The organism is Pontibacter sp. E15-1 (assembly GCF_022601975.1).
Taxonomy (GTDB): Bacteria; Bacteroidota; Bacteroidia; order Cytophagales; family Hymenobacteraceae; genus Pontibacter.
Genome location: NZ_JAKVIR010000042.1, coordinates 26,922 through 37,330 on the forward strand (window position 1 = coordinate 26,922; position 10,409 = coordinate 37,330).

Here is a 10,409-nt window from a genome sequence, read left to right on the forward strand (position 1 = left end):
TCGTTTATAAACACGGAGATAACGGCCGTACTTCAGCCGTTATCTCCGTAAAAATATCAAATAATTAGAGATTATTTCTGAGCGCTCTTCACAAACTGCTCAAACTTCTGCTTTTGCTCTTTGTACATCTCGGCAGGAAGCGGAATGTACCCTACCTCCTGGCTAAGCTCGGCGGCATTGTCGAGGTAGAAGTTCACAAACTCCACAGCAGCAGGGGAAGCCGTGGCCTTTGAGTTGACATAGATAAACAGCGGGCGGGAAAGGGGGGCGTACGAACCGTCTTTTACCGTCTCCAGCGAAGGCGTGATAGCGCCTTTTCCGTTGCTGTCGTTCAGGTCATCCACGGGCACGACTTTTAGCTTGTTCTGGTTTTCCTCGTAATAGGCAAACCCAAAGAAACCGAGGGCATTGATGTCGGTAGCCACGCCCTGCACCAACACGTTGTCGTCTTCGCTGGCCGTGTAGTCGCCACGGCTTGCGCCGCTTTCGCCCACAACAGCCTCCGTGAAGTAGTCATACGTGCCAGACTCTACGCCTGGGCCATACAAGTGGATCTCCTCGTTTGGCCACTCCGAGCGGATCTGGTTCCAGCGCTTGAGCGTGCCCTGTGCCGCGGGCTCCCATATCTTTTTCAACTCTTCAGTCGTGATGTCCTTTACCCAGGTGTTTTCTGGGTTGATCACCACAGTAAGGCCGTCGTAGGCTACTTTAAGCTCGGAAAACGTAATGCCGTGTTCCTTGGCAAGCTCGGCTTCCGCTGGCTTCATCGGTCGGGAGGCGTCCACGATGTCGATTTCGCCGCGGGTAAACTTCTTCATACCCCCGCCAGTGCCGGATACGCCCACTGTTACTCTTACATCCGGGGCCTCTGAGCGAAACTCCTCGGCTACTGCCTCTGTGATCGGGTATACCGTAGAGGAACCGTCGATCTGGATGCTGCCGCTCAGGTCAGACCCGCTGCCGGAACCCTCTTCTGAGCCTCCGCCACATGCGCTGAACATCATGGTGGCGCCTATCAGCACTGCTACATTCAATTTAGTAGAAAGCTTAAAATTTAACATAAGCTAGAGTTGGTTTGGTTGTATGGTTGTTTTGTAATGGCTTCTGCATCTGCAAAAAGCTGTTGCTAGTATACTTGTATGCTTCTCAAGTAGTTATAGAAACTATCCTTTGTGCCGATTTTGTCCCTGCTTTCGGGCCTGCAAAGAGAGTGATAACCTGGCAGACTTTTCGCGGCGCAATGTTACCTTATTGTTAAGTTTTGAGGAGGGTTAGAGGGCCACTTCCATCTGCAGGCGGAACTGGTAGCTGTTCTCGCGGCCCGGCTGGTCCTGCAAGGTCACGTCGCTCTGCACTTTCAGGCTGTGGCCCACAATGTACTTAGACAGGCCCAGGGTATACTGCTCCTGCGAAGACAGGCTTGTGACTGCCGCCGGGTTATAGGTGGTATAGCGGCCTGCCACTTCCCAGTTTGTAGGGAAGAGATACCCGCCCTGGATGTTGAAGGCGTTGCCCGTCACGAAGGTTTCATTCACCTTGCCAGCGTCAGTTCTGGACACCACGGGGCCACCACTATGGGCTGTGCTGTTGGCATACTCGGCCATTGCCGAGAAGCCTCTGTACTTAAACATGGCGTCCACAAAGAGGGTGCCCAGGTCGCGCTCGTCGCTCAGGAAGCTGCCAAGCTGGCCTCTGGAACGCGCAGCGTTGTCGTTGAAGTCATAAGCAGCCGCGATGGCCAGCTTTGGGGTTTGCTCGCGGGAAATATCACTGCCCACGTACGCGCCGTCGCTCTGAAACGCACCCAGCGGGAACACCTCTACCTTGGCGGTATAGTCATACCCCCCGGCGTTGTTCACGGTGATGTCACGGCCCTCGCCCATCGAGATGGAGCCGATCTCCCGAACGATCACATTGCCAAACGCATGCTCGTGGTGCAGCTGCAGACCGGCGTCGCGGTCGATGTTAAAGCGTGAGTTCAGGAGGCTTCGGTCTACGAACTGCATTTTCTGCGAGGAGATAATCCGCTCGCGGTTGCCCGGCAGCTTGGTCTGGCCCACCCACAGCTCCCAGCCCGGAGAGAAGTTCCATTTGGCCACGGCGTCTAAAATGATGTTGTCGGCATTGTTAGTCATCGAGGGGATGTCGCTGCCGATGTCGCTGTTGCTCAGGCCGAGCTCTATTTTATACTCCAGCTTAGGGGAATAGGCGAAGCCCTCGAACTTCAGGCGTGCCCTGCGGATCAGGAAGCGGTCGTCGAGCTGGTTGGTTGAGTTATTGATGCCTCCCTGGTATAGCATCTGAAAGCGGGTGCCAAACTTTAGGCTGAAAGAGGAGTCGGCGGCCACAAACTGCAGGCCTTTGCCGAGCTTAGAATTGTTGATGCTTTGCGCCTCAGCAGTTCCCAGGATGAACAGAGAGAAGAGCGCGAGTACCGCGCCTTTTAATTTGGTGTTCACGAGTGTTAATGGTTTTGGTGAGAATAAATCGAATCTACAGTGCTGTTTCGCAGGCTAGTCAGGCCTGCGGGTTTTCAGCCATACATCCTATGGCTTCAGTTCTGGTGGCCGGTAGCACTGGCTGGCTTCCCGGAACTGCGCTGCAAAGTAACCGCTTTCCTGTTATCGGCTTGTTATGCCAATATTATGTTAATGTTAACATTCCTGAAGGCTGGTCAGGAAGCAGCGCCGGATGGGTGCATCCCGCCAGGGGCAGACAGCCAATGCGCGTCTCGTTGGCCGGTCTGGGAGTGAGTGAAGTGACACCTTATATATTCCAGCAGGAAAATTACCTGGATTTAACGTGAACTCGATAATAGCAGCAAGTTAACCTGCTTTCAAATAAGTTTTCTGGTTTGGGAAAGTATAGTTTAGCTAGATCGGGGCAAAATAATTCCCAGTTTTTCCGGGAGGCGCCTTGTATATTTCCGGTGCCACGTCAGTGGCAGCCGTTAGGCAGGAAATGTACACAGTGCCGAGCGGGAAAACGCGCCCCAGCGGGCGTGGAGCGCAAAGCAGGCTATGAAACAAGGAGTTTCAAATCTTGATATCACCGCGATATTACCAAGTTAACGTTGCATTCACATTTCGGTAAAGTGCCGGTAAACCTGCCTTAACATACCAATAACCCACACTTAACACACGTGCCTGTTCCTTAACAGAAGCATAACCGGGGGGTAAAGCTGGCTTAAAGTGGCCGCTGTACTTTTGCAGCGAGACTAATTAACAGTACTTCCATGAAAGCATTAGGAACAATTCTCACCATCCTGGCCACCACCATGTATAGCTTTGCGCAGCAGGGTGCCATTAAGGGCAAGGTTACGGATAAAGTAACCGGCGAGGAGATTATCGGGGCCGTGGTCTTTATCAAAGGAACATCCAAAGGCACCACCACCGACTACGAGGGCAACTATGTGCTGCCCCTCGAGACCGGGGCGCACACCATCTCGGTTACCTTCTTGTCTTACAAGCCTTTTGAGCGGACAGGGGTGCAGGTAAGCGGAAGCCAGCCAACCACTGTGAACGTGCAGCTTGAGGAGAACACCACCCAGATCCAGACAGTAGAGATTGTAGGCACGCGCCAGACCAACACCGAGCTGGCCGTGCTGGAAACCATGCGCAGGAGCGAGGTGGTGGTAAGCGGCGTGGCCGGTGAGCAGATTGCCAAGTCGATGGACCGCGACGCCGCCGAAACCGTGAAGCGCATACCGGGTGTCACGATCCTGAACGATAGGTACGTGGTGATCCGGGGTATGGGCCAGCGCTACAACACGGTGCTGCTCAACGATGCCCTCACCCCAAGCACCGAGCCAGACCAGAAAGCCTTCTCTTTCGATATTCTGCCAACCAGTGTGATAGACCGCATCATGATCTATAAAAACGGCTCGCCGGAGCTGCCGGGCGAGTTTGGCGGCGGCGTGATCAGAATTTATACCAAGAACGTGGTCAGCGAAGACAAGACAAGCATTGGCGTGTCGGGCTCATACCGCGCTGGTGCCACCTTCAACAGCGGACTGGCGGATGCCAGGAGCAGAACCGACTTGCTGGGCTTCGACAGCGGCAAGCGCCAGATTCCGGCCGGTTTGGCTGCGCATGCCACTGCCCAGGGTGAGGTGCCGCAAAAAGGCCAGCTGTTTCCCAATAACTGGGCTCCGCAGTCCATCACGGCCACCCCGGACCTGCGCATGTCGCTGGGGCTCAACCGTCGTTTCGATCTGGGCCCGCTCCGCATAAGCACGGTGTCGGCCGCATCTTACAGCAACACGCAGTCTGCCACCGAAGGTACCCGGAACGCTTACGGGGAATTCAACAACGCGCTTGGCAGGAGTGAGCAGCAGCTCAGCTACAACGACAAGGTATATACCAACAATGTGCGGGTAGGTGTGATCAGCAACTGGTCAGCCCGCCTGAACAACGACAACAAGATCGAATTCCGGAACCTTTTCAACCAGCTAGGCAGCAACGAGGTGCTGGCGCGAGAGGGTATAGATTACACCAATGGCGCGCAGCGGCAGAAGAACTACTCGCTGCGTTACGAGAGCCGCACCATCTACGCAGGGCAGCTACAGGGCACGCACGATTTCGACGACAATAACACGACCGCTACCTGGACCGGAGGGTATACCTATACCAACCGCAACGAACCGGACTACCGCCGCTTCCGCACCGTCGATGACGAGAACGACGGCAACTACAGGCTGCTGTACCAGCCCATCCCGACACTCCGCGACGCGGGGCGTTTTTACTCCGACCTGAACGAGCACGGCCTCATGGCGAGCGGACAGGTTGAGCACCGCTTCGAAACGGCTGACTCCGCAGCTGAGAACGCACCAAAGCTCAGGGCCGGCTTCTACGCGGCGCGCAAAAACCGTGACTATACCTCGCGCTTCTTCTCTTTTGCACCGGCTAACAGTTCCATGTTCGATGCCAACATCCCGTATCTGCCGATCGGGCAGGTATTCGCCTCTGAAAACATCAACAACACCACTGGCTGGAAACTGCTGGAAGACTCTAACCCGCAAAACAACTACAGCGCCAGCAATACATACCTGGCCGGTTTTGTGGGCGGCGCTGCCCCGATCACCGCAGCCCTGTCTGCTTCCGGAGGCGTGCGGGTAGAGTATAACAACCAACAGCTGGAGTCAATGGGCTTCGACAGCCGACCCCTGTACATAGCCAACCCGGTGCTGAGTGTGCTGCCTTCCGCTAACCTGACGTATGCCTTTACACCGCGCTCCATGCTGCGCGCCGGTGGCAGCATCAGCGTGAACCGCCCGGAGTTCCGGGAGGTTGCGCCAGCCCCTTACTTCGACTTTGTGAACCTGCTGGAAGTGGTAGGGAACCCAGACTTGGAGGTGGCCACGATCTACAACAGCGACATGCGCTACGAGTTTTACCCGAACCCAACCGAATTGCTTTCTATCGGAGCCTTTTACAAGTACTTCAACAAGCCGATCGAAACGGTGTTCGAGAACACCAGCGGCGGAAACACCATTACCTTCGAGAACGCCAAAAACGCTTACAGCTATGGCCTGGAGGCGGAGGTGCGCAAATCGCTACTGGATATGTCGGAGTCGCGGTTTGTGCAGAACCTGACGCTGGTGCTGAATGCCGCCCTGGTGAAAAGCGAAGTGACCCTGACCGATAACCGCGCCCGTTACCAACCCGGGCTGCGCCAGATGGTGGGCCAGTCCCCATACGTGGTGAACACCGGGGTATACTACCAGGATGAGGACCGGCAGTTGCAGTTCAATGTGCTGTACAATGTGATCGGGACGCGCATCTTCGCGGCGGGCAGCAACCTGCGCCAGGCCATCTACGAGATGCCGCGCCACCAGATCGACCTGTCGCTGACCAAGGGCATCGGGGAGCATTTCGAGCTGAAGGCCGGTATCCAGGATATCCTGAACCAAAAGACGCGCCTGATCCAGGACTCTAACGACGATAGCAAAATCACCACGGTAGACGAGTCTTTCAGGTCATTCAGAAAAGGCCAGTACGCTACTGTGGGTATGACCTATACCTTTTAACAAACCGAAAAACCAAACACTTATTAACCAATACTTATGAAAAAGTTATTTAACCTGTTACTGGTTGCCTTTCTAACGGTGTCCTTTATGGCCTGTGACGACAAAAGCACAGACACGCCCGCGATAAACGGGGAGCAGTTCACAACTGAGCAAGCAAATGGCATGACGGTTATCTCCGGCGCTACGGAAGAGAATTTTACGCTGAGCGCAAGCACGAAATACCTGCTCAGAGGCTTTGTGTATGTAAAGGAGGGCGCTACCCTGACCATTGAGCCAGGCACTGTGATTATGGGGGAGAAATCAACCAAGGGAACGCTCATCATCGAGCGCGGCGGAAAAATTATGGCGCAGGGCACGGCCTCTAAGCCCATCGTGTTCACCTCGGCGCAGCCGGCTGGCTCACGGGCCGCTGGCGACTGGGGCGGGATCATCATCCTCGGGAACGCACCGGTTAACCTGGGCAGTGGCGCCAAAATAGAGGGCGGCGTAGACAGAGAGTACGGTGGCTCCGACGCTGCCGACAACTCCGGCACGCTGCAGTATGTGCGCATCGAGTACCCGGGCATCGCCTTTCAGCCCGACAACGAGATCAACGGCCTGACGCTGGGCGGCGTAGGCTCGGGCACCACCATCGACTATGTGCAGGTGTCTTACAGCGGCGACGACTCTTTTGAGTGGTTCGGAGGCACCGTGAATGCCCGGCACCTGATCGCTTACAAAACCGTGGACGACATGTTCGACACAGACAACGGCTACTCCGGAAAGCTGCAGTACCTTGTGGGTATCGCTGACCCGAACGTGGCGGACGCCTCTGGCTCCAACGGCTTTGAGTCTGACAACGACTCGCAGGGCTCGGGCGCAACCCCCATCACAGCCCCTACCTATTCCAACGTGACGCTGTTCGGTCCGCTGGGCACCAACCCGGCAGCACAGGTAAATGCCAACTTCAAGCGCGGGCTGCACATCCGCCGCAACAACCAGACAAAGCTGCACAACGCCATCGTAGTAGGCTGGCCGACAGGTTTGCTGCTGGACGGTGCGCCAACACAGGCCAACGCAACCGCTGGCGACATGAAGATCCAGAACACGGTAATTGCAGGTATACCTTCGGGCAAGGCGCTGACCGTGGAGAAAGACGGCACCTATGACGTGGCAGGCTGGTTTAACGCGGCCGCAAACAACAACGCGGTGGTAGACGATGCCGGGACCCTGAACATCGGCGGTGCCTACAGTGCCACGCCTTCTTTCACGCAGGCCAGCACCTCCATCACGCCCAGCTTTACAGGTATGGACAGCTTCTTCAACCAGGTAGACTACATCGGAGCCTTCGGCGCGACCGACTGGACTGCAGGATGGACGAACTTTAACCCGCAGAACAGTGCCTACTAATCTCTAGAAAACTGATTGCGCATGTGTGGTGAGAAGCATTGTGGCAATCACTAGCAAAGTGGCTTAGTCTCCCGCTTTGTGAAAAGCCCGCCTTGATTGGCGGGCTTTTTTGATGCATGCTCATTTTTCTGAGGTATAGCCAAAGCCGGTTCAGGTATACCAGCAACCTTGCGCGCGTCAGAAATCTGTGACAGGAACCTCGGTGCCGCACGAGCGGAAAAGAAAGAAGGCCAGCACCAGCACGACGATCAGTCCGAGGCAGCCCATGCCGCCGCATCCTCTTTTTCCGTTGCCGCCCGTTCGGCCTGCCCCGCCCATTAGCTTGCTCAACAGAAACATCTTGAATAACCCACGCAGCATAATTTCTCTTTTTTAAGATGAACGAAAACTCAGTCCCCCGCCGTGGCAGCACAGCTGCAGGCACATATGGGGGCTGAAGAAAGTACGGGAAGAGGGTATGGGGGTTTGCCTGGCCGCAAGATTATGGCGCAACGCGGAGAAAAATTGGAAGGTATGGCAGCAGGTATGAATTATATGCTGGCACGGGCGCTTTAGCTGATCGGTACTTTGCGGAGGATGGCCTCGATAAAGTCTTTTGTTTTAATGCCGTCTGCCTCGGCCTCGTAGTTGAGGATAATGCGGTGGTTCATCACATCGTGCGCCACCTCCTTTATGTCCTCGGGCAGCACATAATCGCGCTCATCAAAGTAAGCCACCGCTTTAGCGGCACGGTTCAGGGCGATGCTGGCCCGCGGCGACACGCCAAACTGGATGTAGGGGGCAAACTCCGTGAGGTCATACTCGGCGGGGCGGCGGGTGGCAAACACCAGCTCGATGATATACCGCTCCAGCGTCTCGGAAATCTGCACCTGGTTGATCTCGTTTCGGATCGAGAAGATATCCTCCTTCGACAGCACCTTGGAGACGGTATCGATATAGCTCATGTTGGCCATGCGGCGCATGATCTCGAGCTCGTCCTCTTTCTTGGGGTAGTCGATGTACACTTTCATCATAAAGCGGTCTACCTGCGCCTCGGGCAGCGGATAGGTGCCTTCGTGCTCCACCGGGTTTTGGGTGGCCAGCACCAGAAAGGGGAGGTCGAGCATATACGTGGTTTCGCCGATGGTAACCTGCTTCTCCTGCATGGCCTCCAGCAGCGCCGACTGCACCTTGGCCGGGGAGCGGTTCACCTCGTCGGCCAGAATCAGGTTGGCGAAGATCGGCCCTTTCTTTACCTCAAACGCAGAGGCGTTCTGGTTGTAGATCATCGTCCCGATGAGGTCGGAGGGCAGCAGGTCGGGCGTAAACTGAATGCGCTGAAAATCGAGGTGCAGCGCCTTGGAGAGCGAGTTGATGGTGAGTGTTTTGGCCAGCCCGGGCACACCCTCCAGCAGGATATGGCCCCCTGTGAAAAGGCCGATCAGGAGGCGGTTCACCATATACGTCTGGCCCACCACCACTTTGCCTACCTCATGCAGCACTTGTTTTATCTTTTGCTGATGTGCTTTCACTCTGTCCGGGTATATCAATTCATCTACTGGCATGCTGTGTTGGTCCTTAAAGCGCTAAATATAGCAATAATACGGGATTAGGGACAGAATATTGTGCAAACAAAATCGCCTTCGGGTGCGGGCGGCGGCATACCTCGGGCCGCCGCCCGCACCCGAAGGCGATCGTGAAGGGGTATATGTAGGTGCTAGGCCAGCACGGTTTGGCTATTTTTGAGTTGCTCCAGCCTTTCCCGCTGCGCCACGCGCACCGTATCGATCAGAACGTTCATGCTGCTTTCGTCCACCACATCCAGGGGGAGCACCAGCACCGCATCATGCGTACGGATATGGATTTTGCGGTAGCGCATCATCAGGTATAAGGTCAGGAAAAAGCCGCTGAACAACACAAGGGCCTCGTTATAGCAGGCCGCGAGGGCCATGGCGATACTCAGGCCCAGGTACAGGGCCTTGCCACTCTCTTTGATTTCCCAGGTCACGATGTCTTCCAGCATCACAGCGTCTTTTCTGGGGAAAAGCCAGGAAAAGCTGATCTTGATGAGCCGGTGGGTGGTGAGCACAATTTTCTTGTCCACCGTCTGAATAAGGCATCGTTCTCCTGCTAACAGCTTGTTGATAGCCATGAGTAATGGAGTATTAAGTTTGTTTATATAGGTATAAGCGCAGTGTTTACTAACACAGCCTGTTACATCTGCTTATTCAGTAGATCCAAAAAGCTGACAAAGGGTTGCAAGCATGGTTCGTCTTCGCATGCTTTTTCTTGTAAAAGCCTAAAGTAATGCTAAACCCGCCTTAAAGCAACTATTCACTAAATATAATTAGTACTATACATAGTTGGGTGCGTGAACGACCGCCCATCCTGCGGCGGCGGGATGGGCGGTCGTCAGTATGGTGTGTGCTGTGCTACTCAGAGAGGTATAACTCGCCCTCAAAACCATGCGCACGCTGGTTCTTGAAGCGGGTGATATCCGCTTGCATGTTGTCGTAAATTTCCTGCACTTCCTCGTATTCCTGCGCCAGCGGCTTTATGTGCTCGCACAGGAGCTTGGCGACCAGCGGGTAAAACTTTGTGTCGTCGGTGTTTTTCGCGGTCACCTTAAAAGAGCCTATGGCGTTTTCCAGCTTTTTTATGGGCGCGGGGTATGTAGCCTTAAATTCCTGAATGGTGTCGCGGAGTTTCTCCCGGATCATCAGGTACAGGTCCTCCTCAAATGTCATTCCGAAGTCATCGTCCTCTTCTTCGTCGAAATCGTTCTGCGCGAAGTCGTCTTCGTATTCAAAATCGTCTCTCATGGCTGGTAAAAGTTGTCTTTGGTGAATTAGGGGTTAAGTTTCTGTAGATGGAACGGCTTACAAACCAAGCCACTTTCAGGTTCCGGAACTGTTGTGCAGCCTCCTGCAACTGCATAATTAGTCGCTCCTTAGCAAGTCCCAATACCTAAACTAAACAATCTTAAACTGAGCAATCGGCAGCGCCCAAAATA

General features: G+C 54.8%; 9 protein-coding genes. 3 read left to right on the top strand and 6 right to left on the bottom strand.

Annotated elements, in window-relative coordinates; genetic code table 11:
* Window positions 1–71: 71 nt before the first annotated feature.
* A complete protein-coding gene (locus MKJ04_RS21715; RefSeq protein ID WP_241644149.1) occupies window positions 72–1,061 on the bottom strand; it encodes a PstS family phosphate ABC transporter substrate-binding protein in 990 nt (329 codons plus the stop codon).
* Between the two features lie 210 nt (window positions 1,062–1,271).
* Window positions 1,272–2,459, bottom strand: coding sequence for a porin (locus tag MKJ04_RS21720; RefSeq protein ID WP_241644150.1), 1,188 nt, complete (start codon window positions 2,457–2,459; stop codon window positions 1,272–1,274).
* 89 nt (window positions 2,460–2,548) lie between these two features.
* Here MKJ04_RS21720 and MKJ04_RS21725 point away from each other — a divergent pair, with 89 nt between their 5' ends.
* From MKJ04_RS21725 to MKJ04_RS21735, 3 genes are all read left to right on the top strand, one after another.
* Window positions 2,549–2,806 (top strand): hypothetical protein, encoded by a 258-nt coding sequence (locus MKJ04_RS21725; RefSeq protein WP_241644151.1) that lies wholly within the window; start codon window positions 2,549–2,551, stop codon window positions 2,804–2,806.
* A gap of 429 nt (window positions 2,807–3,235) precedes the next feature.
* The gene (locus tag MKJ04_RS21730; RefSeq protein ID WP_241644152.1) at window positions 3,236–6,028 is read left to right on the top strand and encodes a TonB-dependent receptor; all 2,793 of its coding nucleotides are present in this window, start codon (window positions 3,236–3,238) and stop codon (window positions 6,026–6,028) included.
* 36 nt (window positions 6,029–6,064) lie between these two features.
* Window positions 6,065–7,417 carry a T9SS C-terminal target domain-containing protein gene (locus MKJ04_RS21735; protein WP_241644153.1) on the top strand — a complete coding sequence of 451 codons (1,353 nt, stop codon included), beginning with the start codon at window positions 6,065–6,067 and terminating at the stop codon, window positions 7,415–7,417.
* A 177-nt stretch (window positions 7,418–7,594) separates the two neighbouring features.
* On the opposite strand, the gene MKJ04_RS21740 is transcribed toward MKJ04_RS21735, so the two are convergent.
* From MKJ04_RS21740 to MKJ04_RS21755, 4 genes are all read right to left on the bottom strand, one after another.
* Window positions 7,595–7,777 (bottom strand): hypothetical protein, encoded by a 183-nt coding sequence (locus MKJ04_RS21740; RefSeq protein ID WP_241644154.1) that lies wholly within the window; start codon window positions 7,775–7,777, stop codon window positions 7,595–7,597.
* A gap of 191 nt (window positions 7,778–7,968) precedes the next feature.
* Window positions 7,969–8,961 (bottom strand): AAA family ATPase, encoded by a 993-nt coding sequence (locus tag MKJ04_RS21745; protein ID WP_241644155.1) that lies wholly within the window; start codon window positions 8,959–8,961, stop codon window positions 7,969–7,971.
* Window positions 8,962–9,113: 152 nt separating this feature from the next.
* On the bottom strand, window positions 9,114–9,548 hold the full coding sequence (locus MKJ04_RS21750) for a hypothetical protein (RefSeq protein WP_241644157.1): 435 nt from the start codon (window positions 9,546–9,548) through the stop codon (window positions 9,114–9,116).
* 280 nt (window positions 9,549–9,828) lie between these two features.
* The gene (locus MKJ04_RS21755) at window positions 9,829–10,218 is read right to left on the bottom strand and encodes a hypothetical protein (RefSeq protein WP_241644159.1); all 390 of its coding nucleotides are present in this window, start codon (window positions 10,216–10,218) and stop codon (window positions 9,829–9,831) included.
* Window positions 10,219–10,409: the final 191 nt, after the last annotated feature.